Here is a 25,893-nt window from a genome sequence, read left to right on the forward strand (position 1 = left end):
TCCTAGCGGCCGCCCGTCGGCGCGGCCGCCCGGTCGAGCGCCGCCGCGTCGGCGAGCGTCATCCCCTTGGGCAGGATCGCGAGCGACCATTGGCGCGCGGGGACCAGATATTCGCGCGCGAGTCGCTGGATATCGGCCGGGGTGATGCCCGAAACGTCCTGCTCTACCGACAGTGCCGCCGCCGCGACGCGCGGGTCGCGCGTCGCGCCTTCGAGCAGGAACATCCAATAGACGTTGCCCGTCGATGCGCGCGCGATCTGTTCGCGGATCGGGCCGGCGTTGCGCGCCAGCTCGTCGGCGCTGACCGGCCGCGCGACGAGGTCGGCGGCGATATCGCGCGCGATGCCGTAGAAACGATCGACATCCTTGGGCGCCAGCAGGCTGCCGACAAGCAGATAGCCGCCGCTGCCCTCGAACCCCGTCGGCCAGTGGCTGTCGACTGCGGGACCGTAGCTCGCGCCCTGCTCGGCGCGCAGCCGGTCGAACAGGCGGTCGTTGAAGATCGCCGCCAGCACGTCGAGCCCCTGCGCGTCGCGCGGGGCCGCGCGTCCGCCGCTGGTCGGCCAGGCGGTCATCGCCGCCGCCTGCCCGGTCTCGCCACGATGATAGGCGACGACCGGCGTGACATTGTGCTTGGCGAAGGCGACCGTCTGCCCGGCCGGGGGAGCAATCGCTGGGCGCGCGGGCAGCGCGCCGAGCGTCTCGGCGAGAATCTTCTTGTAATCGACCGTCGACAGATCGCCGAACAACTGGACCTCGATCGGTCCGCTCGCGAGGCGCGGTTCCCAGAAGGCGCGGAAGGCAGCGGGCGTCAGCGCGGCGATCTGCGCCTTGTCGGGCGCCGCCCAGCGCGCGTCGTCGTTCGCCAGCCAGCCGCGCATATTGCGGTCGAGCACCGCGTTGGGCGTCGCGTCGTTGAGGTCATAGCCGGTGAGATAACCGACGCGCAGCCGATCGACCGGCGCGGCATCCCAACGCGGAAAGGCGAGCTTGCCGGCGATGAGCTTCATCTGGTCGCCCAGGTCGGCGGGCTTGCTCTCCGCCGCGATCTCGAACGCGTCGTCGTCGATCGAGAAGTTCATCTGGATCTGACGGCCGTTGGTCAGCTGGTCGAGCTCGTTCTGCCCCCACGGCCCGATCCCGCTCGCCATCAGCGCATAGTCGCCGGTCCACAGCAGGTTCGGCGCATCGGCGGCAACGCTGCGGTTGCCGGTGCCGAAGCGGACGTTGACGCGCACCTTGCCGGGCTCGACGCGGTTGTTCGAGACAAGCGCGGTCACGCCATTGGCGAACTCGAGCCGCTCGGCGCGAAGGCCGGGTAGGCCGCCGGTCGAGACCAGCGTGCCAGGCTTGCCGATCGCGGGAAGCTGGCTCATGTCGACCGCCGCGGTCGCGACCCGGTCATCGCGGATCTTCGCGGGCGCCGCGAGCGCGGCGACGAGCGCGGCGTCGCCACCGCGCGTCGGGGTCGGCGTCGTCAGCACGACGCGCGTCACCGGCGCGCCGAAAATCGCCTTGCTCGTCGCCAGCATCACCTTCGGTGTCGCCGAGGCCCGGATCGCCTTGAACATGTCGACCTGGCCCTGCGGGCTCGTCACCGTCTCGTTGATGTCGACCGCGCGCACCATGTCGTCGGCGAGCCGCGAGCCGGGCTCGTTTCGAGCATTTTCAAGCTCTTTGGCGAGGAAGGCCTCGATCTCGTTCGCCTCGCGGTCGATGTCGGCCTGCGACGGCGGCGTCGTAACGGCATCGGCGATCACCCCGCGCACATCGGCCAGCGCCGCTTTCCAGTCATTGAGCGGCACGACCTGCGCCATCGTCACATCGGCGCTGCGGCTCAGATATTGCTGCTCGACCGTCGCGACGAGATAGCTGCCGCCCGCCCGCGCGCGGTTCTCGAGGCGGCGATTGACGAGCGCCTGCGCGATGAATTCCAGATAGAGCCGCCGCGTATTCTCGACGGTATCGACGCGCTTCACCCACGGGCGGATCATCGCCAGCGTCAGCGCGAGCGGCTGGTTTGGTTCGACCACCACTTTCGCAACCGGCGCCTTGGGGTCGGGCTTGCCGAACTCGGGCTGCGCCGGCGGCGTCCCATCGCCGCGCCAGTCACCATAATATTTGGCAATCAGCCGCGCGAACTCGGCGGGGTCGCCGTCGCCGACGATTACGACGACCGCGCGCTCGGGCCGATACCAGCGATCATGGAAGGCCTGCACTGCCCGCGCGCTTGCCGCCGCCAGCGATTCGACCGTCCCGATCGGCGGCCGCTTGCCCAGAAGCTGTCCGGCGAACAGATGCGCGTTGGTGATATCCGCGATCCGCTTTTGCGGCCCGTCGGATTCGCGCAGCTCGGACATGACGACGCCGCGCTCTGCAGTCACCGCAGTGTCCGAAATGCGCGGTTCGCGGACCATCCCGGCGAGCAATTTCATGCTCTCGTCCAAGGTCGCGGCATTCACGTTCGGCAGGTCGAGTTGATAGACCGTCTGCGTCGGCGTCGTCTGTGCATTGGAATCACTGCCGAAGGTCACCCCGAACCGCTGCCAGATGCGCTTCGCCTCGCCGTCGGGGATATGCTCCGATCCGCGGAAGGTCAGATGCTCGAGCAAATGCGCGAAGCCCAGTTCCTTCTCGCTCTCGAACATCGAACCGACATCCATGCGCACGCGGATCGACACCTGTCCCGGCGGCACGCCGTTGTTCCGCACCGCATAGCGCACGCCGTTGGGAAGCACCCCGAACTGCCACGCGGTATCGCGGGGGATGTCGCTGCCGGCATAGAGCCAGCTCTCGTTCTTCGCCAAGGCGACGGGCGAAGGCGCCGGTGCGGTCTGGGCGCTTGCAACCGAAGCGAGCAGCACGCCCGCCAGAGCGGCGCAGGAAATGAGGATCGATGCGAGCGGGGAAAGCGGGACTAGCCGTGGAGAATAGGACATCCATCCACCTTATCGCCTTCGAACCTTGCTGGCCACTGAACTTCGTGCCGCTTGTCCTCCACCGCGCTTCGGCCTAGCCAGACGCGATGGACGCCAAGCTCCCCCCTCTCGCCGCGATCGTGCAGATGACGAGCGGCATCGACCCCGACGTTAATCTGCGGGCGATCGACCGCGCTTTGGGCGAGGCCGCGAAACATGGCGCGGCGATCGCCTTCCTTCCCGAAATGTCGCTGCTGCTCGATCGCGATCGTCAGCGGTCGGCGGCGCATATCGTCCGCGAAGCCGACAGTCCCTGGCCGGCTGCATTGCAGGACATGGCGCGGCGCCATGGCGTATGGCTGCACTCGGGGTCGATGCCGCTGCTGTCCGACGATGGCAGCAAGCGCGTCAACCGCAGCCATGTGATTGGTGCCGACGGCAGGATCCGCGCGCGCTACGACAAGATCCACATGTTCGACGTCGACCTGCCGACGGGCGAGAAATGGACTGAATCGGCCGCCTACGCCGGCGGCGAAGCGATCGCGCTCGTCGACACGCCAATCGGCCGTTTGGGCCTCAGCATCTGCTATGATTTGCGCTTCCCCGAACTCTATCGCGCGCTCGTCGATGGCGGGGCGGAGGTGATCGCCATTCCCGCCGCCTTCACGGTGCCCACCGGCGAGGCGCACTGGCATACGCTCGTTCGCGCGCGTGCGATCGAGACCGGCTGTCACGTCATCGCCGCGGCGCAATGCGGCGTCCACGCCGACGGCCGCGCGACCTATGGCCACAGCCTGGCGGTCGATCCCTGGGGCGTCGTTCTGGGGGAGGCAGCGGCGAAAAGCGGCGCTGGCGACCAGGGCTTCGACCTGATTGCGGTCGAAATCGACGCAGAGGCAGTCACGAAAGCCCGTCAGGCGATCCCGCTCGCGCGGTCGCGGACGGTTCGCTCGATTACCCTATAGGCAAAGGCAAGACAGGCGCCGAGTCTGCCAGCCACAAGAAGCGAACCCCCGATTGCGGCCCGCACTTAACCGGAATTTATATCGCCCAAAAACACAAAGGGCCCCGGACCATGGTCCGGGGCCCTTCGGTAACTGTCGAAACAGCCTTATTACGGGCTGGTCGGCGCGTCGTCGTTGTTGTCCGACGCGATGATGATGCCACCAACGATAGCAGCCAGAGCAACGATCGCGATGATCCAGCTGGTGCTGCCTTCGAGTTCGCTTTCGCCACCGAGATCGGTGGTCGCACGAGCCGCCGGGGCAGCCGAAGCAGCAACCGGTGCCGCGATCATCGACGTTGCTGCGAGGGAGATCGCAGCCTTCTTGAGCAGGTTCATCTTATTCTCCGTCCACTGGAAAACTAGTATTCTCGAATCACAGCGGACCTAGCCACCCTGATTCAGCATCGTTCTTCTATGCATTGTCGCCAGCGATTGCAACGACGTTTTGCCAGTGCCCAACAAATGTTAGGAATTTGCTAAATCAGTAAAAAAACACCAAATTGGTGGCAAATTACCCCCGCCTGACGCGGTCGAAAGCCTCCCTCGTCACGGGGTATCCCAGATGGTCGGGAATGCACAGATAGGGGCGGCCGTCACGCTCCTCGATCCAGGGCGTTACCAGCTCGACCGGGAACTGCCCGGCATGCAACGAAAACTCTTCAAAATCATTGGCTTGTGACAGGCGTTCGAGGTTCCTGCGGGTCGGGAAAATGATCGAAATCTCGCCTGCATCGGCCATCGCCAGCGTGCCTTTCGCGCTGGCCCAGAAGATGTGGCTGTGCTCGGCCTCTTCCACCGTCAGCTCATGGCCGTGTGGCGGCGCGGAAACCGCATAAAAGCGCGTGTCGAAGGTTCGCGCTTCCTTGAAATTGGGGCACCAGCGCGCAAACGGCACCAACGCGTCGAGCGCGACCCGATCGTTCCGTGCGGCGAGGATGTCCGAGAGCAGTTCGCCGCCCAGCAGAGCCCTCCGAACATCCGATGAATCGTGCTCGGAAAGCGACGGCCAGCCGACCGCAAGCCCCGTTTCCTCCAGTGTTTCGCGGAGCGCGGCGACCCGCGCGGCGCCATCGGCATCGCCTTCGGCAAATCCGTGCCGCTGCGCGACGGTGAAATCGTCGGGATCGATACGACCGCCGGGAAACACCACCGCACCCGCCGCAAAGGCCATGTTGCTCGATCGCTTGACCATCAGGATTTCGTCGGGTCCGCCGCCCGCCGACGGGCGCATGATCACGAGCGTGGCGGCGGGAATGGCGCCTTCGGGGAGCGCGGGAGCGAATGATGAAGCGATTCCGGTCATGCCGAATCGATAAACGTGCCGGGCCGCCTTGTCATCTGGTGACACCGACAGGCCATTGCGAGGAGCCCTCCCCGCGTGCAAGATGCGGCGCATCCGCACCGGCCGATGTGGGAGCAGGGCCATGGGAATATTGGAGATTTTGGGTGTCGCCGGTAGCCTGAGCCTGCTCGCGGGCTGGCGCCTCTACCTCACCATTTTCGCGACCGGGATCGCCATGCACTTCGGCTGGCTGCCGCTGCCCGAGCATCTGAAGGCGCTGCAGATCCTCGCGAACCCGTGGGTGTTCGGCATCGCGGGCGTCGGGACACTCGCCGAATTCCTCGCCGACAAGGTCGCGTGGGTCGACACCGCGTGGGACACGATCCACAGCATCGTCCGCCCGCTGGGCGGTGCGCTGCTCGCGCTGGCGCTCGTCGACAGCTCGGACCCGGCCTGGCAGGTCGTCGCCTTCCTGCTCGGCGGCGGCGGCGCGCTGCTCAGCCACGGCGCCAAGGCGACGACGCGCGCGGTGGTCAACGTCAGTCCCGAACCCTTCAGCAATGCCGCAGTCTCGACCGGGGAGGATGTCGCGACGACCGGCCTCCTCGCGCTCGCAATCGCCTATCCGCCGCTCGCGATCGTGATCGCGATCCTGCTGCTGGTCGCTGCGGTGATCGTGATCATCGTGCTGCGCCGCCTGCTCCGCAAGATCAAGGCGACGCTCAAACGCGCTCTCGGCGACGAGCCGGCAGAGTCCGCCCTGCCCCCGCTTTAGGAGGGCAGCAATTCCTTGAGCGGCTTTTCGCTGTCGGCGAGCTGCTCAGGAGTGGCGTGAAGACCGGCGGTGACGATCATCCGGCCCTGGACATAGTCCTTGGTCGCATTGACGCAGTCGAGGGCGATGACCTTGCCGGCCTTCAAATAGACGATCGAGAAGCTGCGCGTCGCCGGATCGCCGCGCAGCACGGCCCGATCGTGCCCGGTCGACAGGCCTGCGGTCTGGAGTTTGAGGTCATACTGGTTCGACCAGAACCACGGGATCGCATGATAGGGCGCCTCGTCGCCAACGATGCCCTTCGCGACGACATTCGCCTGGTCATTGGCATTCTGGACCGATTCCAGCCGGATCGTCGCGCCTTCGGCAAAATCGTTCACATGCGCCGCGCAGTCGCCGATCGCATAGATGTCGGGCAGGCTCGTCTTGCAGAGCCGGTCGACGAGCACGCCCCCGCTACCGCTCGCGCCCTCGGCGCCCGCCGCGATTAACGGTCCGACCGCGGGTACGATGCCGATACCGACGATAACCAGGTCGGCGGGGATGACCTCGCCGTCGGCGAGCCGGACTCCCGTGACATGCGTATCGCCCTCGATCGCATCGACGCAGACGCCGAGCCGCAGGTCGACGCCATGGTCGCGGTGTTCCTTCTCGTAGAAGCGTGAGAGCTCGGCACCCGCGACACGCGCGAGGACGCGGTCGAGCGCTTCCAGAAGCACGACCTTCTTACCCGCCTTGGTCAGCACAGCGGCCGCCTCGAGCCCGATATAGCCGCCGCCGATCACCACGATCTGCTCTGCTGTTTCCGACGCCGCCTTCATCGCATCGGCATCGGCCTTGGTCCGCACCCCCTGCACGCCCGGCAGGTCGCCGCCGGGGATCGGCAACATCCGCGGGCTGCCGCCGGTCGCCCAGACAAGCTTGCCATAACCGATCGTCTCGCCACCGTCCGTCGTCACCGTGTGCGCCGACGGATCGACCGAAACGACACGCTTGCCGAGCAGCATCGTCACTTCGCGTTCGTCCCAATATTTGGCGGGGCGAAGCTGGATGCGTTCGAATTCCTTCTCGCCCGCGAAATATTCCTTGGACAGCGGCGGGCGCTCATAGGGCAGCTCGGGTTCGTCGCCGATGATCGCGATGCTGCCCTCGAACTTCTGCGTGCGCAGCATCACCGCCACCTGCGCGCCGCCGTGTCCGGCCCCCACGATCACCACGTCGAATTTCATAATCCCTCCGCTACGGCATGCGCCCAATTTACGCGCGTCCCTGACATGCACGGCAGAGCCGTACAAGAAACAATGGCTATGCGGCTTGCAGGATCAGCTCGTCGCGCAGCAGGATCAGCTTTGCCCCTAGCGCCGCGATTTCGGTATCGCTTTGCGACCCCGCAACGACCGACGCCGACAGGCAAAAGCCGGGCGCTATGCCCGTCGTCCCCGCCGCCACGGTCCACACCCCGCGATGCGTATAGCCCTGATCGATCGCATAGCCGCGCGCCGCCGCTTCGTGGACCTGCCGCACATAGGTTTCGAACGGGAGGTCGGCCTGCCAGCGGACCGGCGCATAGCGGCGCGCCAGCTCGCCTTCGCCCACGCCCTGCACCGCCGCGATCGCTCGTCCCGCCGCGCCGCTGCCGAGCGGCTGGCGCTGGTCGTCGGCGAGGCTGAGTCGCATCCCCGCATCGCTCTCGGCACGCACCGCGAGCTGCATCCGGTCGCGCGACACGATCTTCCAGAGGCCGACCGCGGCTTCGGTTGCTTGCGCGAACGCCGCCATGCGCGGCAGCGCCCGGTCGACAAGCCGCGTGCCCGCGCTGTCGCGTAGCGCCTCGGCGGCCTGCCACGGCGCGGTCAGGCGATAGCGTTTGCCCGCCATCTCCCGCTCGATCGCACCCTCCGCGACGAGCGTTTTCAAGAGATTGAGGCAGCTCGACGGGCTCAGGCTGACGCTCCGGCCGATATCGGACAGTGTCAGCGCTCCGGCCTCGCCGAGCAGGCGGAGGATCGCGAAGGCTTGCGAAACAGAGCGTACGGGGCCGGTCATCTTCGCTGAAATATTTTCAACGTGATGAAAAATCAATTCTCAATGTTGAAATGATGCGAAGGGCGGCATATCGCGCTACCAACACGAATCGAACGGGAGAGCGGCGATGAGCGGATGCCTCGACGGAAAGGTCGTTGCGATAACAGGCGCCGGGCGCGGTATCGGCCGCGAACTCGCGCTCCACTGCGCGGCGCAAGGCGCGGCGGTCATCGTCAACGATCCGGGTGTCGCGCAGACCGGGGACGGCGGCGACGCGGCTCCGGCCGAGACGACCGCGAACGACATCGTCGCCGCAGGCGGCAGGGCCGCCGCCAACTTCGGCAATGTCGCCGACCCCAAGGAAGCCGCCGGCATCATCGAGGATGCGGTCGCAAAGTTCGGCCGCATCGACGCCGTGGTGAACAACGCCGGGATTCTCCGCGACACCATCTGGCACAAGATGAGCTATGAGGACTGGAAGAGCGTTATCGAGGTGAACCTCACCGGCGTCTTCAACGTCTCGAAGGCCGCGACGCCCTATTTCCGCGAACAGCAGTCGGGCAGCTTCATCCATTTCACCTCGACCAGCGGCCTCATTGGCAACATCGGGCAGGCGAACTATTCTGCCGCCAAGCTCGGCGTCGTCGCGCTGTCGCAATCGATCGCGCTCGACATGGCGCGCGCCGGCGTGCGCTCCAACTGCATCGCCCCCTTCGCGTGGAGCCGCATGACCGCCTCGATCCCCGCGACGACCCCCGCCGAGCAGGAGCGCGTCAAGCGCATCCAGGAAATGTCGGCCGACAAGATCGCTCCGCTCGTCGCCTACCTCGCATCGGACCTGTCGAAAGATGTGACGAACCAGATATTCAGCGTGCGCAAGAACGAGATCACGCTCTTTTCGAAACCGCGTCCCGTGCGATCGATGGCGAAGCTCGAAGGCTGGACCGCCGAAGCGATTGCCAACGAGCTGATCCCGGCCTTCCGCCCCTCCTTTGCACGCGCCGACGAGGTTTCGGCGCATGTCTTCCCCTACGACCCGATCTGAGGAAAAGCCCATGAGCAACCCCGGCATGGACGCGGATGTTTTCGACCAGTTCATCGAACAGCTTCAGCGCTATGTGCGCGAGCGCCTTCTCCCCGCCGAAAAGGAGATCGTCGAGAGCGACGCGATCCCCGACGACATCCTCGCCGAAATGCGCGACATGGGCCTGTTCGGCCTGACGATTCCCGAAGAATATGGCGGCGCGGGAATGAACGTCAGCCAGTATATCAAGACGATCCACACGATCAGCTATGCAATGCCGGCGTTCCGCTCGATCATCTCGATCAATATCGGCATGTTCGCCTCGGCGCTGAAAAATGGCGGCACCGAAGCGCAGAAGGCCGAATGGCTGCCGCGCGTCGCCGCCGGCGAAATCGCCTGCTTCGGGCTGACCGAACCCGGATCGGGGTCGGATTCGGCGGGGCTCCAGACCACCGCGACGCAGACCGACAACGGCTGGGTCCTCAACGGCACCAAACGCTACATCACCAACTCGCCCTTCGCCAAAGTCGGCCTGATCATGGCGCGGACGAGCAAGGAGAATCTGCCGAAGAACGCGCATGTCTCGGCCTTCGTCGTGCCCTTCGACGTCCCCGGCATCACGATCGGCAAGTCGGACAAGAAGATGGGCCAGTCGGGCAGTCATATTGCCGACGTCGTGATGGACGATGTCCGCGTCGGCGGCGAGGCGCTGCTCGGCGGCGAGCTCGGCAAGGGCTTCGCCTATGCGATGATGAGCCTCGACAACGGCCGCATGTCGGTCGGCGCCGCGGCGACCGCCTACGCCCGCCGCGCGCTCGACAGCGCGGTACGCTACGCGACCGAGCGCAAGGCGTTCGGCGAACCGATCGCCAACTTCCAGCTGATCCAGCAAATGCTCGCGCAGAGCGAGATCGACATCTACGCCGCCGAATGCATGATGGAGGATGTCACGCGCCGCGCCGACGCGGGCGAGAATGTCCTGCGCAAGGCCGCGGCGTTCAAGGTCTTCGCGAGCGAAATGTGCGGCCGCGTCGTCGACGCCTGCGTGCAGGTCTATGGCGGCGCCGGCTATCTCGCCGAATATGACGCCGAACGCTTCTTCCGCGATGCGCGCATCTATCGCATCTACGAAGGCACGACGCAGATCCTGCAGCTCCAGATCGCCAAGCATATGCTGCGCGAGTTCGCGGCGGCTTGAAGGTGATTTTCTCCCAATCCCTTTCCAGCGTGTTCCCCCGCGAAGGAGTGTCGGGTCGGATCGTCCCCCGGACGATCCTTGAACATGCGGGGCAAGTTCAACCCGATACTGGTCCATCACCTGCCCTCGCGTTATGTGGCGGACGGCGATGGCAAGACGATAGCTCGGGTGATGGACCCCCGCCTTCGCGGGGGAACACAGGGGGGGTGGGCCCGGTCCATGTATAACCTCCTCTCCGGCCTCTCGGTCATCGAAGCCTCCTCCTTCGTCGCCTCGCCCACGGCCGGGCTCTATTGCGCGCAGTTCGGCGCCGAGGTGATCCGCGTCGACCAGATCGGCGGCGGCCCCGATTTCCGTCGCTGGCCGGTCACCGCAGAGAATAACTCGCTCTATTGGGAAAACCTCAACCGCGCGAAAAAGTCGGTCGCGCTCGATCTTTCCCGGCCCGAGGGGCGCAAATTGTTACAGGAGCTGGTCCGCGCGACGGGCCAGTTCATCACCAACTTCCCGGTCGACGGCTTCCTCTCGCACGCCAAGCTCGCCGAGGGCCGCCCCGATCTGATCACCGTCCGTGTGATGGGCTGGGCCGACGGCTCGCCCGCGCTCGACTACACCGTGAACAACAGCGTCGGCTATCCGATGCTCACCGGCGCCGGGCCCGAACCGGTCAACCATGTGCTGCCCGCTTGGGATCTGCTCACCGGCGCCTACGCCGCCTTCGCATTGCTCGCGGCGATCCAGCGGCGGAGTGTCAGCGGAGAGGGCGGCGAGGTGCGCATCCCCTTGTCCGATGTCGCGATTGGCACCGTCGCCAATCTCGGGGGTATCGCCGAAGTCCTTTACTCGGGCGAGAATCGCCCGCGGCTCGGCAATGCGGTCTATGGCCTCTTCGGCCGCGACTTCGTGACCCGCGACGGCGCGCGGACGATGATCGTCGTCGTCACCCCGCGCCAGTGGGCCAATTTGGTGGCGGCGCTGAACCTCGGCGATGCCATCGCGAGCATCGAAAGCGCGCGCGGCGTGTCCTTCGCCAGGGACGATGGCCTCCGCTTCGACCATCGCGACGCGCTCTATCCGTTGTTCGAGCAAGCCATCGCCGCGCGCGACCACGCCGACCTCGCCGCCGCCTTCGACGCCGGCGGGATCGTCCATTCGCCGTATCGCACGATGCACGACGCCGCGAACGACCCGGCGCTCGTGGCGAATAACCCTATTTTCGGCGCAGCGCCGAACCCCAGCGGCTTCGTCTATCCCGCCGCGGGCGCCTTCGCCACCATCCCGCAGGCGGACCGCGAGCCCCCGCGCCCTGCGCCCCTCAACGGCCAGCACAGCGAAGAAATACTGTCCTCGCGCCTTTCGCTGTCCTCGGGCGAAATCGCCCACCTGATCGATGCGGGGATTGTCGGTGTCGGCTGACCTCGCATCTCCCCTTCCTCGTCACCCCGGACTTGATCCGGGGTCCAGCCTTCCAACCTGTCTGAGCTGGACCCCGGATCAAGTCCGGGGTGACGAAGGGGCTAAACGCAACCCAATCCCCGAACTAATCGCCCAAACCGGAGACCCCAAATGACCCTTCGCCGCGCCGCCATCGTCGCCCCGATCCGCACCGCCGTCGGCAAGTTCGGCGGCTCGCTCTCGTCGATCACCGCCGGCGATCTCGGCGCCGTTATCCTGAAGGCGCTGATCGAGCGCACGAAGATCGATCCCACGCGCGTCGACGACGTCGTCTTTTCGCAAGGCTACGGCAATGCCGAAGCCCCCGCGATCGGCCACTGGTCGTGGCTCGCCGCGGGCCTGCCGCTCGAGGTGCCCGGTTACCAGCTCGATCGCCGCTGCGGCTCGGGTCTTCAGGCGGTCGTCAACGCCGCGATGATGGTCCAGACCGGCATGTCCGACGTCGTCGTCGCGGGCGGCGTCGAATCGATGTCGAACGTCGAACATTATACGACCGACGTCCGCAAGGGCATTCGCGCGGGCAACCTCACCCTCCATGACCGGCTGACGCGCGGCCGCGTCATGTCGCAGCCGGTCGAGCGCTTCGGCGTCATCACCGGCATGATCGAGACCGCCGAAAATCTCGCCAAGGACTATGGCATCAGCCGCGAAGCATGCGACGCCTATGCCGTCCGCAGCCACCAGCGCGCTGCCGCCGCCTGGGCGAAGGGCCTGTTCGACGACGAACTCGTCCCCGTCTCGGTCCCGCAGAAGAAGGGCGACCCCGTCGTCTTCGCGCATGACGAGGGCTACCGCGCCGACGCGACGCTCGAATCGCTCGGCAAGCTCAAGGCACTCGAAGGCGGCGTCGTCACCGCAGGCAACGCGAGCCAGCAGAACGACGCCGCTGCCGCGTGCCTCGTCGTCGCCGAGGACAAGCTCGACGAACTCGGCCTGACCCCCATTGCCTGGTACCACAGCTCGGCCGCCGCGGGTTGCGACCCCAGCCGCATGGGCATCGGCCCCGTCCCCGCAGTCGAACGCCTCTTCGCGCGCAACGGCCTCGGCTGGGGCGACATCGACCTCGTCGAACTCAACGAAGCCTTCGCGCCGCAAGTGCTCGCGGTGCTCAAGGGTTGGGGCTGGAGCGACGACGACAGCCGGAACGAAATCCTCAACGTCAACGGCTCGGGCATCTCGCTCGGCCACCCGATCGGTGCGACGGGCGGCCGCATCCTCGCCAACCTGACGCGCGAACTCGTCCGCAGGGACGGCCGCTACGGCCTTGAAACCATGTGCATCGGCGGTGGTCAGGGCATCGCCGCGATCTTCGAGCGCGCCGCCTGAGCAGGTGTGAATGGGCAAGGAACAGGCGATCAAATTGGAACAAGCCCTTCTTCCTCGTCACCCCGGACTTGATCCGGGGTCCATTGCGCCGCCGATGGCATGGACCCCGGATCAAGTCCGGGGTGACGAAGGAATAGGAGGCAGGCTCTGACGATGCGTGCGGATCTGAACGGCGCTCTGATCGCAGCGCAGGCCTATCGCGGCGCAGCGCAGGCTGCGCTTGCCGAGCGACTGACTGCAAGGCCGATCGACAGCGAACAACGCGCCGCGCACGGCTTCGCATGGGTCGCGACCACCGTTGCTGCGCTCGAAGCAACGCTCGCGTGGTACGAGTCCGGCCAGAACTCCAATCCCCTCGACGACAAAATCGCCGCCCTCGCTTTCGCCGAAAGCATCGGCCAGCTGACCGGCGGCCTGCCGATGGGGCAGAACGAAATCTTCCGCCCCGCCGACCTCGGCCTCACCGCCGCAGCCCGCACGCTTGCCGACGCCTGCGCCGACCTGCTGAATACCGACCACGCCACGACCCGCGCCAGCGTCGCCGCCGCGCTCGCCGAAGGCCATTGGCCGAGCGAGACGCTCCACGACGCCGACCTCGACGCGATCCGCGAACAATATCGCCGCTTCACCGACGCCGCGATCGTCCCGCACGCCCACGCTTGGCACCTCGCGAACGACCTGGTCCCCGATGCAACGGTGCAGGCGATGGCTGAGCTAGGCACCTTTGGTGTCTGTATTCCCGAGGAATATGGCGGGCTCGGCCTCGGCAAGCTCGTCATGTGCATCGTCACCGAAGAGCTGTCGCGCGGCTGGATCGGCGCCGGGTCGCTCGGCACGCGGTCGGAGATTGCGGGCGAATTGATCGCGATGGGCGGCACCGACGCGCAAAAGACCGAATGGCTGCCGCGGATCGCCAGCGGCGAGATCCTGCCGACGGCGGTGTTCACCGAACCCGACGTCGGCTCCGACCTCGGCGCGCTGCAAACCAAGGCGCGTCGCGAGGGCGACCGCTGGATCATCGACGGCGCGAAGACCTGGATCACCCACGCCGCGCGCTCGGACCTGATGACCCTGCTCGCCCGCACCCTGCCCGATGCGAAGGGCTATGCCGGCCTGTCGATGCTGCTCGTCCCCAAGCCGCGCGGGACCGAGAGCGATCCCTTTCCTGCAGCCGGGATGACCGGCAGCGAGATCGAGGTACTCGGCTATCGCGGGATGCGCGAATATGCGCTGCAGTTCGAGGGGCTTACGGCACCCGCCGACGCGCTGCTCGGCGGCGAGGAGGGGCAAGGCTTCAAGCAGCTGATGCGCACCTTCGAGGGCGCCCGCATCCAGACCGCCGCGCGCGCCGTCGGCGTCGCGCGCCGCGCGCTCGAACTCGGGCTCGACTATGCACTGACCCGCAAGCAGTTCGGCAAGGCGATCATCCATTTCCCGCGCGTCGCCGACAAGCTCGCTATGAGCCTCGTCGATTTCATAACCGCGCGCGAGCTGAGCTACGCAGCCGCGCGCGCGAAGGATTCGGGCAAGCGCTGCGATATCGAGGCGGGCATGGCGAAGCTGCTCGGCGCGCGCGCCGCCTGGTCGAACGCCGATGCCGCGCTGCAGATCCATGGCGGCAACGGCTATGCCCTTGAGTATGAGATCAGCCGTATCCTCTGCGACGCGCGCATCCTCAACATCTTCGAGGGCGCAGCCGAGATTCAGGCGCAGGTGATCGCGCGCGGACTGACCGGAGGACGCAATTGATGAGCGACTGGCAGGCCTGGATCGGCCGCGAGGATGTCCGCCACGATCATATCGATCCCGCCGCGGTCGCGCGCTGGCTAGCGACGCTCGACCGTAGCGCGCCCGCCGACGGCAGCGTCCCGCAGGCGTATCACTGGTGCCTTTGCCTGCCCGACGCGCCGACCGCGACCCTCGGCGCCGACGGCCATCCGGTGCGCGAGGACAGCGACGACAGCTTCCTGCCCCCCATCCCCCTGCCGCGCCGCATGTGGGCGGCGAGCAAGGTCGAATTCCTCGCGCCCTTGCGCCCCCGCCAGTCGATCATGCGCAGTTCGCGCGTCGCCTCGATCACCGAAAAGCAGGGCGGCACGGGCAAGCTCGTCTTCGCCGAAATTGCTCACGAAACCCGTGGGGACGGCGCCCTCGCGGTGCGCGAAATCCAGTCGATCGTCTTCCGCGAGCCCGCGCCCGCCGGCGCTCCCGCTGCCCCTCCCCCGCCCGGCGAGGGCAAGTTCGACGCATCGGGCTGGGAAGCGCACCGGATGCTCGTCCCGTCCGAAGCGCTGCTGTTCCGTTACTCGGCGCTGACCTTCAACAGCCACCGCATTCATTATGACCTGCCCTATGCGACCCACGAAGAGGGCTACCGCGGCCTCGTCGTCCACGGCCCACTCACCGCGACGCTCCTGCTCGACCTTGCGGCGCTACATCTCGGGGACAACATGCTCCAACGCTTCGCCTTCCGCGGCCTGTCCCCCGCGATCTGCGGTGATCCGCTCCATCTCGTCCTTCGTCGCGACGACGACACCATCGCCCTCGCCGCTTTTGCCGCCGATCGCCGACAGGTGATGGCGGCGACGGCCAACTGAAAGAGAAATATCGATGTCCGAACCATTGCACCCCGAAATTCGCGAATCCGTTCGCCGCCTGTGCGCCGAATTCCCCGGCAGCTATTGGCAGGCGCTCGACCGCGATCGCATCTATCCGACCGACTTCGTCCGTACCCTGACCGAAGCGGGTTTCCTGTCGGTGCTCGTGCCCGAAGAATATGGCGGCGCCGGGCTCGGCCTGTCGGCGGCGACCGCGATCCTCGAGGAGATCCATCGTTCGGGCTGCAACGGCGGCGCCTGCCACGCGCAGATGTACACGATGGGGACGATCCTGAAGCACGGCTCGCCCGAGCAGAAGGCGCGCTACCTGCCCGGCATCGCGAGCGGGGCGCTTCGCCTGCAGGCCTTCGGCGTCACCGAACCGACGAGCGGCACCGACACGACGCGGATCAAGACCTTCGCGCGCCGCGACGGCGACGATTATATCGTTTCGGGCCAGAAGATCTGGATCAGCCGCGCCGAGCACAGCGACCTGATGGTCCTGCTCGTCCGTACCACCCCGCGCGATCAGGCCCAGAAATCGTCCGACGGAATGAGCGTGCTGCTCGTCGACATGCGCGAGGCGGTCGGCAACGGCCTCACCATCCGGCCGATCCGCACGATGCTCAACCATGCGACGACCGAGCTTTTCTTCGACGACCTGCGCGTTCCCGCCGCAAACCTGATCGGGGAGGAAGGCAAGGGCTTCCGCTATATTCTCGACGGCATGAATGCCGAGCGCATCCTGATCGCCAGCGAATGCATCGGCGACGGCCGCTTCTTTATCGACCGCGCCGCCGCCTACGCCTCGGAGCGCGAGGTATTCGGGCGCCCCATCGGGGAGAATCAGGGCATCCAGTTCCCGATCGCGCGTGCGCACGTCCAGATTTCGGCGGCCGCGGCGATGGTCGACAAGGCGGCGGCGATGTTCGAGGCGGGCGAGCCTTGCGGCACCGAAGCCAACATGGCGAAAATGCTTGCGTCGGAGGCAAGCTGGTACGCCGCCGATATGTGCATCCAGACGCACGGCGGCTTCGGCTTCGCCGAGGAATATGACATCGAACGCAAGTTCCGCGAAACGCGCCTCTATCAGGTCGCGCCGATCAGCACGAACCTGATCCTGAGCCACGTCGCAACGCATGTGCTGAAACTCCCCAAGAGCTTCTGAGCGGGACGCGCGGAGAATTTGGGGAAGCTATGGTGCCGCTTACAGGACTCGAACCTGTGGCCCCATCATTACGAATGATGTGCTCTACCAACTGAGCTAAAGCGGCACTGGTGCCCAGAAGAGGATTTTTCGCCAAAAGTCAAATCTGGCGGAAAACCGTGGGTTTGGGTCAGCTACGTTGCGGCGGTGGACTAGTCGAATGGAGTACCTAGCGCAAGCCCCCTTATCCGCCTGATTGCTCCGCCTTCCATTTTTCTAGTGCAGCCCAGCCACAACGTATGTCCGCTATTTGCCGCCAAGTCGCGTAGCTCTCGGTGTTGTCCTCGACCACATAGGCATCCGCAACCTCTTTGGCCTTGGCGCAAAGCTCTTGCTGCGTTGCCCCTCCCTTGGCGAGAACTTGGAATTGGCGGAACAATACGGCTGACCGCGGTTCGCCACAGGCGGACAGGATCAGGGGCGACAACAACAGCAACCAACGCAATGCGACCTCCTAGCTACAAACAAGTTGCGCGTATGAGCGACGGGTTGCCAACAACTTAAATTCTGGGGTCCCCAAACCGAAATTCAGTATCATCATGTTCGGGCTGTTGATCCCTCATGCAGGCCAGTGCCTCATCGTGCAGTTTACTCGCAGCAACGGCGATAGACGCGGTCAGCATAAAACGGGCTTTTTGCTGCAAGGCAGCGTCCGGTATCTTGCCGTACTTCACAAGCTCGCATTTTTCGGCGGCCCGCATCCAACTGAAGAAATAGGCGTTAACCCGGCGCACCCTATATGCGACTTCGGGGTAAGTTAGGGATGCGACTTCGCCCTTTCCTGCCGACGCAGCCATGAACCAGCGCCTGCCCGCTCTCCGCCCGAAAAAGTAGCCAGACAGGAAAATTGCGGGCAGCAACATTAGCAAGAAAAAGGAGAGCAAATTGGTATCCGGCATCTATCGGTCGCCAGCCGCTAGGGCCTCGATAATCATTGCCAACCTATCCGCATGGCAAAAAAGGCGCTGGGGATACTCCGCGACAAGCGAGTTAAGGCCTAGCGCCTCTGGAGAAGCGATGAGAAGCATGGGTAAGAATATCTCAAACATCCACCGCCGGTATTATTTTGCCGTCGGGAACGCAACAATGGCCAACTAGCCTAAATCGAAAATCGGTATCCTCATGCGAGGGGGCAACTCTGACCATAGACACGGCAGTTACCCCCCGTGGGGGGCGCCCCCGGCTCCATACAGCGCGCGCCCGGCGATTGCCCGGCTTCATCCCCTGCCGATGATCGGGCGCGGCCCAGCGTCAAACCCTCTTGCATCCCTGACTGTTCACGCATAAACGTTCGATAACTTGTGAACGCCTAGGAGCGATTTCATGCCTACCCCGAGCAAAGCCATTGCCTATCTCCGTGTATCGACTGACCGGCAGGGACGCAGCGGTCTTGGCCTAGAAGCCCAGCGTGAAGCCGTGGCGCGCTATGCCGCTGCATCGGGGCTGGATATCGTCGGGGAGTACCAAGAGATTGAAACCGGCAAAGGCAGCAATGCCCTCGCCAAGCGTCCACAGCTTCTTGCCGCGCTCACAGAAGCGAAGCGGACGAAGGCCAAGCTAGTGCTCGCCAAGCTGGACCGCCTTGCCCGCAACGTCCATTTCATTTCAGGCCTCATGGAGACCGGGGTTGATTTCGCCGTGGCGGACATGCCGAACGCTGATCGCTTCCAGCTTCATCTCTATGCGGCCCTCGCGGAGCGGGAAGGCGAGATTATATCGCAGCGGACGAAGGCAGCCCTTGCCGCGGCCAAAGCGAAGGGGACCGTGCTGGGGACCAACGGCAAGGCGCTGGCAGCGGCGAACAAGGCAGCGGCAATGGAGCGCCTAGAGCCTCTTGCTGATCGCCTACAGGCCATGAAGGACAGCGGCCTATCCGTTCGCCGGATGATCGCAGCCTTGAACGATGAAGGCATTCCTTCGCCAGCCGGGGGCAAGTGGCATCCTGCCAATCTGCATCGGGCGCTTAGTCGGCTGGCCGCGTGAGGGCTGGCGCGGCTGGATAGGGGCGCCCCTTTTGAAGTTGTCCACGGGTCGGCACACGGGCGCGAGACAAACGGGTGGAAATGGCCTCTCTTCATGGTTGGCTTTCTTGAAAACTAGGGACATAATTGTCCCCGACACCCGGCACGGATTGATTTGACCCTTTATAAGGAGAAGTCCGTGCAACGCTGGTCTGCCCTCGTGGCTATCGTCAAATCCTTCAACGAGCGGGGATCGCCCCGGCTGGCTTTCGCCACGGTGATAGCGTTCCTCATTCCGCCGATCTTTTTTGCGGCGCTGGTGGCCTTTAAGGTCTCTTGAGGGCCGGGGGAAATGCGTCAGTCGGATTGATACCACTATTGACATAGAGAACGCGGCCCAGCGCCCGGCAAGGCGTCGGCCTATTGCGGCTGCCCTATTCTGATACCGACACAACATCAGCACCCGCGAGAGGACTTCCCATGCTCATCACCATTGACGCCAGCAAGCTATCAGACCCCGATGCAGTCGCTCGATACGCAGGCCGCGAGCGGTCCTATCGCTCCGGGATGCGCCATGCTCTTGAAGCCCTTGGCGTCCCCGTCCCCGCTCCGCTGCAACCGCGTCAGCCGGGCCGCAAGCGGGCGCACTCACCGACTTAAATCCTTAGTCTCGACGCGCGGGCTTTTCCGTTGAACGCGCATCGCGATTTTCCTTGGGCCGTCGGCCCCTCCCTGCCGCTGTCCTACATTCTCCTGTGGGCGGCAGGGAGGGGCCGCGCCTTGGGCCTCCCCGTCTGCGCTGTCTGTGCTGGCGCGCTTGCGCCCCGGATTGAGCCGGGCCGGACACAGGCGAGCGCGGGGGATAGCTGTCTCGGCTTTGATACACATGAAAACAATCGAAAGGACACCATGACTAATTCGGGCACCCTGCCCATTTCCGCCGCTGGTCTAGATGCTTTGCGGAACGACCCCGGCCTTGCCGACTATTTCCGGCGCAATCGGGCGCGCATGGCTGCTTGCCGTGCGATGCTGGACCTGCTCCGCATTCCGTACCCCGATTGGGCGCTCCGCGACATTAGCGGACGTGGCGCACAGCACAGGGATATGATCGCCATGTTCAACCGGGACAACCCGCATGAACGCTTCCCCTCGGCTCGATAGATGGACGACCACGACCCAGCCGGGGACGCACAGGCTATGCGGTTCGCCCTAGATCGGCTTGACATTGTCGGTGGACCCTCCCCGCATTGGGCGCATTGGAACATCACCGGCCCAAGGTCGGAGCACAAGGCGATGCTCGCCCGGTTCAATGCCGATAATCCCGACATCAATAATCCCTGGGGGTACACCCCGGCCATCGGCTGACTGCCGCCCTTACCTATAGGAGAATAGAATATGCTCGCCGTACCGGCCTGCAAATACCGTGCTGTCATCGACGCTAACCGCCAGACCTTCTTCGATTGGGCTATCCCGATCATATTCGGCCAAACACTTTTCGCTGATGAACGCATCCCCTTCTTGTCCGACGATGAACATATGAGCCTGATCCTGTTCGTCATCGGCAACATCATGGACGACCCGGCCTTACTTGCTGACTTCATGCAAGCTAACCGCAAGGGCGCGCCCAAGGTCTTTCGTGCAATCCGATAACCCCCTCGTCCCGGACGGCATATGCCACGGCCCGGACCTATCGAAGATGACGCAGCGGGACCGGATGGAGCATCACCGCAAGCAGATACGGAACGCCGCCAAGTGGCAAGGTATCGACGGGGTGAACGCTTACAAGGCGCAGCATCCCGAAGCGAAGCGCATCCGGGTTATCAGTGAGCCGGTGGCCTATCCGCCAAAGCCAAAGGGATATGACGCAGCGATCCTCGCCCTAGTCATCCTGTGGTTCAACAGCGACGCCGCCTTGGCCTCGACCAATCGGGACGACGTGCTGCGCCTCAATGCCAAGCTCGGGAGCGACTTCGACCCCGACCGCTTCTTTAGCCGGGCAGTATCGAAAGGCCTCCGGGAAAAGATCGCCGCAACATTCACCCAGCAGGGCGCGCATCTGGACCCCTCCACCATCAAGAGCCTGTCCACCGTCCGAAAGGCCGTCGCCGCCGCCAAGGCGCGCGCTGCGCCCGCGGCAATCCCCTTCGCCGGGATCGGGACGCGCACCGGGAATATGCTGACGATCGGCAGCCAGACGTTCCGTATCGAAAACCATTATGGGCGCGAATGTGTCCGGCTTTCGATGAACGGGAAGCGGCAGCGGATACCCCTCGACGCATTGCAGATCATGTTCGCGGGAATGGAGCGGGAAAAGCGGGGGGACACCCCCTCTTACCTACTATGTAATAGTATAGGGGAACTGGCCCGAAACTCCGAAAGTCCCACAATCGACCCCCCGGAAAGCAGCCTTCGGGCCAATTCCCACCCTCCCGAATGTAGGGAACTGGCCCGAGAAGTCCCGCCCCCCTCGACCGCTGACCGCATTGCGAAGCTAGCCGTCACCACAGCGGCGGGCGCTATCGCTGGCAGGATGGGGCAGACCCCTCCAGTGCGCTTTTCCTTTCGCATTTACCCGATGCCTTCCTGAAGCGCGTGCAGCCAGCCGTGGCGGAACCCGACGAACGGGAGCTGGACGAAACCGATAGCGAGATTGCCCGCCTGAAATCCGCGCTGGAAACCGTTTCCGCCGATTGTTCGCGCAATGACTGGCTGCTTGTCTTGTTGGCCATTCATTCGACCGGCTGGAGCTGCGCCGAAGAAATCGCCCGCGAATGGAGCATGACAGCTCCGCATCTTTGGGACGAACGGGCTTTTGCCGCCGTCTGGAAAAGCGCCAGTGCCAGCCGCGAAGGCGGGCGCACTGTTCGGAGCATCTACTATGCCGCCGCCCGCAACGGCTGGATTGACCCCGACGCCAACATCTATGCCGAAACGCTTGGCGATATCGACAACGGCCACCGCTTCGCCGCCGCCAATCGGGGCCGCCTGATCCATGACCGCGCGACCGGGAAATGGCGCGAATATGCCAATGGCATCTGGCGACTGTGTGAAACCGGGCAGGAAGTGACCGCCGCCAAAGCGGTAGCAGATGCCAACTTGCGGGAAGCTGGCGCGAAGCTCTCTGCCAACCCAAGCGACGGCAGCAAAGCGGACTATGGCCAGGCCTTGAAGGTCCATCGATCCGCGCCCCGCATTGCCGCCATGATCGATATGGCGAAGGCCGAACAGGGCATGACTGTTGCTGATCCTACAGCCTTTGACCGCAACCCGCTTTTGCTTGGCGTCGAAGGCGGGGCCATCGATTTGCGCGCGGGCAAATGGCTGGCCCCTTCGCCCGCGCACCGGATCAGCAAATGCGTTGGCGTGGCCTATGATCCGAATGCCACCTGCCCGCGATGGGAAGCGTTCCTGTCTGACATTCTGGCGGATCAGGAACAGGTTGCCTTCCTCCAGCGGTTCGCCGGATATTCACTTACCGGGCTTGTCGATGAAGAGGTATTCCTGTTCATGCAGGGGGCCGGGGCCAACGGCAAAAGCGTCATGGCGAACGTGCTGGCTGCGGTGTTTGGCGAATATGCCGTTACAGTCGGTTCGGAATTGCTGGCAGTGACAAAGAACGAGGGGGAGGCTTCGCGCTTCAAGCACCGCTTGCTTGGGGCACGGCTGGCGTTGGTCAATGAAGTTGGACAGGCCGACACGTTCAACGATCAGCGGATCAAGGAAATCGTTTCGCGCGAAGCCATCCCAACCCGTGCCCTTTATGGTGAAGCGTTCGATTTCTATCCGACGCATACGCTTTGGGTTCGCGGCAATCATCGCCCTGCCATCCGCGATGCAGGGGACGGAATGTGGCGGCGGCTAATCCTGTTGCCATTCGCTCGCCAGTTCGCACCGGATGAACGGGTGCGCGACCTTGACCGGCAATTGCTGGAGGCGGAAGGCAGCGGCATTCTGAATTGGTGCATTGCCGGTTGCCTGCGCTGGCAAAAGATCGGCCTTCAGGTGCCGCCGTCAATCTTGCAGGAAACGGCGATGTATCGCGACGACACCGACGTTATCGGGGACTGGCTGGCAACCGAATGCGATATGAGGCCGGATGCCCGGTGCAGCATCGCTACCATTTTTGCCTCCTACCAGAATCACTTCGCCATGCTTGGCATGACTCCGATGACGCGCCCCGCCTTCGTCCGCATGATGGGCACGAGGGGGTTCCGGCGGCTGAAGAGCAACGGCAAGAGCTATCTCTTGGGAATCGATGTGAGTTTCGGCGATTTGTGAGGGCACGAAGGGCGCTACTAAAGCAGTTCGCCAAAACCTTGTCTGAAAACGCAATTCAGGGAGGGTTACGGGAAACAAGCCTTGAAGCGCCCTTCGCGCCCTGAAATCATTTTCGGTGATCCTATGGCCGATTCCCGGTGGAATCTGAATCAGCGGCTCCGCGCCCCCGCCATACGGATGCCCCCGCCAGAGGGACCCAAACTTGCATCAAGCAGCGCGCAAAGTGTCGAGATAGTCGGACCACCATTGCGCCATTTCCACCCGCTCCGCCCAATGTGCGCCGCGATGATAGGCACCGCGCAAGCCATCCGCCGCCTTGTGCGCCAGCGCCCGTTCAATGGCATCGGGATTCCACTTGCCGCTTTCGTTTAGCAGCGTGCTGGCCATTGCGCGGAAACCGTGCGCCGTCATTTCATCGCCGGAATAGCCCAGCCGCCGAAGTGCCGCGTTGATTGTGTTTTCCGACATGGGCCGTTTACCGGGATAGAGCGAAGCGAACACATAGCGATGACGGCCTGTCAGGGCTTGTGCCGCTTGCAGGATAGCAATTGCTTGGCGGGAAAGCGGGACCATGTGTGGCTGGCGCATTTTCATCTTGGACGCTGCGATTTTCCAGACGCCCGCCTCCAAATCGATTTCCTCCCATTCGGCTTGCCGCAATTCGCCGGGGCGCACGAACACATGGGGAGCGAGCTTCAGCGCCAGTTGCGTCATGGGTTGGCCGTCATAGCCATCTATCGCCCGAAGCAACGCGCCCACGCCCTTGGCATCAAGGATGGCCGCATGGTGCGTGACTTTGGGGGCCACCAATGCGCCGCGCAATGTAGCGGCTGGATCAGCTTTGGCGCGGGCCGTGGCCACGGCATAGCGGAACACCCGGCTGGCGAAGGACCGCATTCGCCGCGCTGTCTCCAGATGCCCCTTGGCCTCCACTTTCTTGAGCGCCCCAAGCAATTCAACCGGGCTGATTTCATCGACCGGGCGCGACCCCAAGGCCGGTTCAAGCAACGATAGCAGCCAGCGCGCTTTGCCAATGGTGACAGCCGCACGGCCTTCCCTGTCCGACTTTTCGATGTATTCTTCGGCCACTGCTTTGAACGTGTTTTCCGCCCGTAGCGTGGCGTCCAGCCGCTCTGTGCGCTTTTGTTCCGATGGATCGATGCCAGAGGCAATCAGCTTGCGCGCTTCAGTGCAGCGTTCGCGGGCTTCCTTCAGCGCCACATCGGGATAGCGGCCAAGCGAGAGCTTCTTTTCCTTGCCCGCAATCCGATACTTCAAGCGCCAGAGTTTGCCGCCGGACGGCTGCACCAGCAGGAACAGCCCGCGTTCGTCCGATAGCTTGATGGGTTTGGGGCCAGGCTTGGCCGCGCGGATTGCAATGTCACTCAGGGGCATGGGGGCCACTCCAAAAGCTAGTTTGGATTTGGCCCCCATCATGGCCCCCACTTTTGCCCGGTTGCGGGCGAATGGAGGCGGACAACAGCGGCCAGATCAGGCCACTTTATCGCAGATTTCCTTGGTTTTTTCAACTGTTGGCGCATATCGCCGAACAGGTAAATGGTGCCCAGAAGAGGAACTGAACTGGGCATCAAAGCGGCGGAAATCCGATGCAATCAACAACGAGATACCGCTGAAACCATCATAGAAACCATCACAAAATTTGGCAAGGGCTGGACGATATCGGAAGCCGATTTTTGGTTGCAAATTCGCTCGCGATCGCAGTCGCAGCTTTTCAAGCTCGCCGGCAGAAAAATCGCCGACCGAGTAATCATTTTATGAGCGTCGAATTCGAGCTGGCAACTTGCTAGCTATTGCGGCCCAGTCCTGTTGACGAGGCCAATAAGGTCGAGACCACGCGTTCGAGTTCGGCCAGTGCGGCAATTGCCCCCATTCCCAAGAACGACCGCGCGCGCCCGGCGCTGGCCAACGGGCCGCCTTGCGCCGATCGCCTCAGAGAGTTGCCGCACATCCGCCAAAGGACGACAAATGGAGGCTTTGAGCGTCGATCATAACGGTCGAGTTCGCGCCTCGCGCTGTCGCCCGGGTCGTCTTGCAACTATGTACGGTGCCCTTCCGACCAGGCCAAAACAAATCCCATAGCTCAATCCCAGAGCCCACGCGGGTTCCCCCATCAGAGGCTTTCGTACGCTAAAGCGCCCGAGCCCTTCGCGTTAGGATGTGGATTAGCGCCAGAATGGGGCTCTGACTCACTTTTGGTGCAAGTGCGTTGATAGTGGCGAGTTTTTCCCCGAAGGAGGAGATCGCCATGCATGGGAGAGGTTTTCGCGAAGCCATTGCGCCAACAGGATTGGTGATCGACAAGGTCGAGTATGCCGCCGATCAGATACGGATCACCCGGCGATCCCGATTTCGAGTTTCGATTTACCCGAACTGCTGCCGCCCATCTGCGCGTGTCCACAGTCGATATCACTGTACACTCGCCGATCTACTCTCTCATGGCCGACCGGTTCGGATTACTCTTGTCGCCCGGCGTTTTCGCTGCGCCACATCCCGCTGCACCACGCGGATCTTCGTTGAACGCTTTCCTCCAGATGTGACTGCAACATTTGCCCGGCGTACGGCCCGCCTGGATTCTATCGTACATCACCTTAGGCTGGCGCTGGGTGGGCGTCCGGCGGCCAGCTTGGCGCGCCGCCTTGAGGTGTTCATCGGCGCGGGCAAGCGGCGGGAGTGGCCGCCCGAGGTGGAGGCCTCGATTGTCGCGGAGTGCTATTCGGGCCGCAAGGGCGTCAGTCCTGTGGCGCGCCGGCATGGGCTGGATCCCTCGCAGCTATACGCCTGGCGGCGGGATTTGCGTAAACAGCTTGAGGCCGAGGGTGT

Annotated in this window: 23 protein-coding genes, 1 tRNA gene and 1 pseudogene; 16 read left to right on the top strand and 9 right to left on the bottom strand. The window is 64.2% G+C overall.

The window, feature by feature from the left end; genetic code table 11:
• Window positions 1-2 precede the first annotated feature (2 nt).
• Complete coding sequence (locus tag QOL79_RS17130; protein ID WP_283420259.1) at window positions 3-2,939, bottom strand: M16 family metallopeptidase; 2,937 nt, start codon at window positions 2,937-2,939, stop codon at window positions 3-5.
• 86 nt (window positions 2,940-3,025) lie between these two features.
• Here QOL79_RS17130 and QOL79_RS17135 point away from each other — a divergent pair, with 86 nt between their 5' ends.
• The gene (locus QOL79_RS17135; RefSeq protein ID WP_283420260.1) at window positions 3,026-3,883 is read left to right on the top strand and encodes a carbon-nitrogen hydrolase family protein; all 858 of its coding nucleotides are present in this window, start codon (window positions 3,026-3,028) and stop codon (window positions 3,881-3,883) included.
• Window positions 3,884-4,032: 149 nt separating this feature from the next.
• Here QOL79_RS17135 and QOL79_RS17140 read toward each other — a convergent pair whose 3' ends face one another.
• Both QOL79_RS17140 and QOL79_RS17145 read right to left on the bottom strand, forming a co-directional pair.
• Entirely contained in the window at window positions 4,033-4,260 is a 228-nt protein-coding gene (locus tag QOL79_RS17140; RefSeq protein WP_058457253.1) for a hypothetical protein, read from the bottom strand.
• A 175-nt stretch (window positions 4,261-4,435) separates the two neighbouring features.
• On the bottom strand, window positions 4,436-5,227 hold the full coding sequence (locus tag QOL79_RS17145; protein ID WP_204991621.1) for an NUDIX hydrolase: 792 nt from the start codon (window positions 5,225-5,227) through the stop codon (window positions 4,436-4,438).
• A gap of 121 nt (window positions 5,228-5,348) precedes the next feature.
• Between QOL79_RS17145 and QOL79_RS17150 the strand changes: the two genes are divergently transcribed.
• Window positions 5,349-5,981 carry a DUF4126 domain-containing protein gene (locus QOL79_RS17150; protein ID WP_283420261.1) on the top strand — a complete coding sequence of 211 codons (633 nt, stop codon included), beginning with the start codon at window positions 5,349-5,351 and terminating at the stop codon, window positions 5,979-5,981.
• On the opposite strand, the gene QOL79_RS17155 is transcribed toward QOL79_RS17150, so the two are convergent.
• Together QOL79_RS17155 and QOL79_RS17160 are read right to left on the bottom strand one after the other, a co-directional pair.
• Window positions 5,978-7,210: an NAD(P)/FAD-dependent oxidoreductase gene (locus QOL79_RS17155; protein WP_058457250.1), complete on the bottom strand. Its 1,233-nt coding sequence runs from the start codon at window positions 7,208-7,210 to the stop codon at window positions 5,978-5,980. The two genes, QOL79_RS17150 and QOL79_RS17155, sit on opposite strands and share 4 nt — an antisense overlap.
• Before the next feature lie 76 nt (window positions 7,211-7,286).
• Window positions 7,287-8,027, bottom strand: coding sequence for a helix-turn-helix domain-containing protein (locus QOL79_RS17160; RefSeq protein ID WP_283420262.1), 741 nt, complete (start codon window positions 8,025-8,027; stop codon window positions 7,287-7,289).
• Between the two features lie 106 nt (window positions 8,028-8,133).
• On the opposite strand from QOL79_RS17160, the gene QOL79_RS17165 reads away from it, so the two are divergent.
• From QOL79_RS17165 to QOL79_RS17195, 7 genes are all read left to right on the top strand, one after another.
• The gene (locus QOL79_RS17165; RefSeq protein WP_283420263.1) at window positions 8,134-9,051 is read left to right on the top strand and encodes an SDR family NAD(P)-dependent oxidoreductase; all 918 of its coding nucleotides are present in this window, start codon (window positions 8,134-8,136) and stop codon (window positions 9,049-9,051) included.
• A gap of 10 nt (window positions 9,052-9,061) precedes the next feature.
• A complete protein-coding gene (locus tag QOL79_RS17170; protein WP_058457247.1) occupies window positions 9,062-10,228 on the top strand; it encodes an acyl-CoA dehydrogenase family protein in 1,167 nt (388 codons plus the stop codon).
• Window positions 10,229-10,447: 219 nt separating this feature from the next.
• On the top strand, window positions 10,448-11,644 hold the full coding sequence (locus QOL79_RS17175) for a CoA transferase (RefSeq protein ID WP_283420264.1): 1,197 nt from the start codon (window positions 10,448-10,450) through the stop codon (window positions 11,642-11,644).
• 150 nt (window positions 11,645-11,794) lie between these two features.
• Complete coding sequence (locus tag QOL79_RS17180) at window positions 11,795-13,009, top strand: acetyl-CoA C-acetyltransferase (protein WP_283420265.1); 1,215 nt, start codon at window positions 11,795-11,797, stop codon at window positions 13,007-13,009.
• A 153-nt stretch (window positions 13,010-13,162) separates the two neighbouring features.
• Window positions 13,163-14,758, top strand: coding sequence for an acyl-CoA dehydrogenase family protein (locus QOL79_RS17185; protein ID WP_283420266.1), 1,596 nt, complete (start codon window positions 13,163-13,165; stop codon window positions 14,756-14,758).
• Window positions 14,758-15,606 (top strand): HTD2 family dehydratase, encoded by an 849-nt coding sequence (locus QOL79_RS17190; protein ID WP_283420267.1) that lies wholly within the window; start codon window positions 14,758-14,760, stop codon window positions 15,604-15,606. The genes QOL79_RS17185 and QOL79_RS17190 overlap by 1 nt, the downstream gene beginning before the upstream one ends.
• 13 nt (window positions 15,607-15,619) lie before the next feature.
• Entirely contained in the window at window positions 15,620-16,774 is a 1,155-nt protein-coding gene (locus QOL79_RS17195) for an acyl-CoA dehydrogenase family protein (RefSeq protein WP_058457242.1), read from the top strand.
• Between the two features lie 30 nt (window positions 16,775-16,804).
• Here QOL79_RS17195 and QOL79_RS17200 read toward each other — a convergent pair.
• The 3 genes from QOL79_RS17200 to QOL79_RS17210 form a co-directional block, all read right to left on the bottom strand.
• Window positions 16,805-16,880 (bottom strand) — tRNA-Thr (locus tag QOL79_RS17200).
• Between the two features lie 117 nt (window positions 16,881-16,997).
• Complete coding sequence (locus tag QOL79_RS17205) at window positions 16,998-17,258, bottom strand: hypothetical protein (protein WP_156416594.1); 261 nt, start codon at window positions 17,256-17,258, stop codon at window positions 16,998-17,000.
• A 55-nt stretch (window positions 17,259-17,313) separates the two neighbouring features.
• On the bottom strand, window positions 17,314-17,712 hold the full coding sequence (locus QOL79_RS17210; RefSeq protein ID WP_058457241.1) for a hypothetical protein: 399 nt from the start codon (window positions 17,710-17,712) through the stop codon (window positions 17,314-17,316).
• A gap of 424 nt (window positions 17,713-18,136) precedes the next feature.
• On the opposite strand from QOL79_RS17210, the gene QOL79_RS17215 reads away from it, so the two are divergent.
• The 5 genes from QOL79_RS17215 to QOL79_RS17235 all read left to right on the top strand — a co-directional run bounded on the left by QOL79_RS17215 (window position 18,137) and on the right by QOL79_RS17235 (window position 23,052).
• On the top strand, window positions 18,137-18,796 hold the full coding sequence (locus QOL79_RS17215; protein ID WP_058457240.1) for a recombinase family protein: 660 nt from the start codon (window positions 18,137-18,139) through the stop codon (window positions 18,794-18,796).
• 177 nt (window positions 18,797-18,973) lie between these two features.
• Window positions 18,974-19,114: a hypothetical protein gene (locus QOL79_RS17220; protein ID WP_156416593.1), complete on the top strand. Its 141-nt coding sequence runs from the start codon at window positions 18,974-18,976 to the stop codon at window positions 19,112-19,114.
• Between the two features lie 1,055 nt (window positions 19,115-20,169).
• Window positions 20,170-20,424, top strand: coding sequence for a hypothetical protein (locus QOL79_RS17225; protein ID WP_058457237.1), 255 nt, complete (start codon window positions 20,170-20,172; stop codon window positions 20,422-20,424).
• Between the two features lie 46 nt (window positions 20,425-20,470).
• Window positions 20,471-21,361 carry a hypothetical protein gene (locus tag QOL79_RS17230; RefSeq protein ID WP_058457236.1) on the top strand — a complete coding sequence of 297 codons (891 nt, stop codon included), beginning with the start codon at window positions 20,471-20,473 and terminating at the stop codon, window positions 21,359-21,361.
• Between the two features lie 17 nt (window positions 21,362-21,378).
• Window positions 21,379-23,052 carry a phage/plasmid primase, P4 family gene (locus tag QOL79_RS17235; protein ID WP_058457235.1) on the top strand — a complete coding sequence of 558 codons (1,674 nt, stop codon included), beginning with the start codon at window positions 21,379-21,381 and terminating at the stop codon, window positions 23,050-23,052.
• 207 nt (window positions 23,053-23,259) lie between these two features.
• Here the strand turns inward: QOL79_RS17235 and QOL79_RS17240 are convergent, their stop codons facing one another.
• Window positions 23,260-24,447 carry a tyrosine-type recombinase/integrase gene (locus QOL79_RS17240; protein ID WP_058457234.1) on the bottom strand — a complete coding sequence of 396 codons (1,188 nt, stop codon included), beginning with the start codon at window positions 24,445-24,447 and terminating at the stop codon, window positions 23,260-23,262.
• Window positions 24,448-24,609: 162 nt separating this feature from the next.
• Here QOL79_RS17240 and QOL79_RS17245 point away from each other — a divergent pair, with 162 nt between their 5' ends.
• Entirely contained in the window at window positions 24,610-24,831 is a 222-nt protein-coding gene (locus tag QOL79_RS17245; protein WP_137871680.1) for a hypothetical protein, read from the top strand.
• Window positions 24,832-25,318: 487 nt separating this feature from the next.
• A pseudogene (locus QOL79_RS19615) lies at window positions 25,319-25,876 on the top strand (transposase); the annotation flags it as partial.
• Window positions 25,877-25,893 lie beyond the last annotated feature (17 nt).

It is taken from the genome of Sphingopyxis sp. Geo48 (assembly GCF_949769155.1).
GTDB lineage: Bacteria > Pseudomonadota > Alphaproteobacteria > Sphingomonadales > Sphingomonadaceae > Sphingopyxis.

Bases quoted from the DNA above. Each gene is read 5' to 3' on its own strand.
- QOL79_RS17175 (WP_283420264.1), top strand. From the start codon at position 10,448: ATGTATAACCTCCTCTCCGGCCTCTCGGTCATCGAAGCCTCCTCCTTC.
- QOL79_RS17240 (WP_058457234.1), bottom strand. From the start codon at position 24,447: ATGCCCCTGAGTGACATTGCAATCCGCGCGGCCAAGCCTGGCCCCAAA.
- QOL79_RS17145 (WP_204991621.1), bottom strand. From the start codon at position 5,227: ATGACCGGAATCGCTTCATCATTCGCTCCCGCGCTCCCCGAAGGCGCC.
- QOL79_RS17150 (WP_283420261.1), top strand. From the start codon at position 5,349: ATGGGAATATTGGAGATTTTGGGTGTCGCCGGTAGCCTGAGCCTGCTC.
- QOL79_RS17210 (WP_058457241.1), bottom strand. From the start codon at position 17,712: ATGCCGGATACCAATTTGCTCTCCTTTTTCTTGCTAATGTTGCTGCCC.
- QOL79_RS17225 (WP_058457237.1), top strand. From the start codon at position 20,170: ATGCTCGCCGTACCGGCCTGCAAATACCGTGCTGTCATCGACGCTAAC.
- QOL79_RS17135 (WP_283420260.1), top strand. From the start codon at position 3,026: ATGGACGCCAAGCTCCCCCCTCTCGCCGCGATCGTGCAGATGACGAGC.
- QOL79_RS17155 (WP_058457250.1), bottom strand. From the start codon at position 7,210: ATGAAATTCGACGTGGTGATCGTGGGGGCCGGACACGGCGGCGCGCAG.
- QOL79_RS17185 (WP_283420266.1), top strand. From the start codon at position 13,163: ATGCGTGCGGATCTGAACGGCGCTCTGATCGCAGCGCAGGCCTATCGC.
- QOL79_RS17160 (WP_283420262.1), bottom strand. From the start codon at position 8,027: ATGACCGGCCCCGTACGCTCTGTTTCGCAAGCCTTCGCGATCCTCCGC.
- QOL79_RS17215 (WP_058457240.1), top strand. From the start codon at position 18,137: ATGCCTACCCCGAGCAAAGCCATTGCCTATCTCCGTGTATCGACTGAC.
- QOL79_RS17165 (WP_283420263.1), top strand. From the start codon at position 8,134: ATGAGCGGATGCCTCGACGGAAAGGTCGTTGCGATAACAGGCGCCGGG.
- QOL79_RS17140 (WP_058457253.1), bottom strand. From the start codon at position 4,260: ATGAACCTGCTCAAGAAGGCTGCGATCTCCCTCGCAGCAACGTCGATG.
- QOL79_RS17195 (WP_058457242.1), top strand. From the start codon at position 15,620: ATGTCCGAACCATTGCACCCCGAAATTCGCGAATCCGTTCGCCGCCTG.
- QOL79_RS17130 (WP_283420259.1), bottom strand. From the start codon at position 2,939: ATGTCCTATTCTCCACGGCTAGTCCCGCTTTCCCCGCTCGCATCGATC.
- QOL79_RS17230 (WP_058457236.1), top strand. From the start codon at position 20,471: ATGACGCAGCGGGACCGGATGGAGCATCACCGCAAGCAGATACGGAAC.
- QOL79_RS17180 (WP_283420265.1), top strand. From the start codon at position 11,795: ATGACCCTTCGCCGCGCCGCCATCGTCGCCCCGATCCGCACCGCCGTC.
- QOL79_RS17190 (WP_283420267.1), top strand. From the start codon at position 14,758: ATGAGCGACTGGCAGGCCTGGATCGGCCGCGAGGATGTCCGCCACGAT.
- QOL79_RS17245 (WP_137871680.1), top strand. From the start codon at position 24,610: ATGGTGCCCAGAAGAGGAACTGAACTGGGCATCAAAGCGGCGGAAATC.
- QOL79_RS17170 (WP_058457247.1), top strand. From the start codon at position 9,062: ATGAGCAACCCCGGCATGGACGCGGATGTTTTCGACCAGTTCATCGAA.